This is a genomic window from Polynucleobacter sp. 30F-ANTBAC, from assembly GCF_018882385.1.
Taxonomy (GTDB): domain Bacteria; phylum Pseudomonadota; class Gammaproteobacteria; order Burkholderiales; family Burkholderiaceae; genus Polynucleobacter.
The window spans coordinates 1-229 of sequence record NZ_JACVON010000015.1; the positions used below are offsets into that span (position 1 = coordinate 1).

Below are 229 nucleotides of genomic sequence, written 5' to 3' on the forward strand. Positions count from 1 at the left end.
GGTGTGCCGTCATTATTAGTGTCAACGGTAAAGCCTGTGAGAGTAATTGCACCATCACCAGACGTTAAACCGCTATCAATCACATTACCTGATTTAGGGGTGTCTTCAGGCGTAGTAACAGCCTCATCCGTATCAACGAACACATCGTTGACAGGCGTCACCGTAATATCTAAGGTGCTAGTGTCACCCACTGAAGTGCCATTGTCATCAGTCAAGCTATAAGTGACTG

Annotated in this window: 1 protein-coding gene; it reads right to left on the minus strand. The window is 46.3% G+C overall.

Annotated elements, in window-relative coordinates:
- Positions 1–229 (minus strand): hypothetical protein (locus ICN28_RS09495; protein ID WP_216288275.1); only part of this gene is annotated, 229 nt, incomplete at both ends.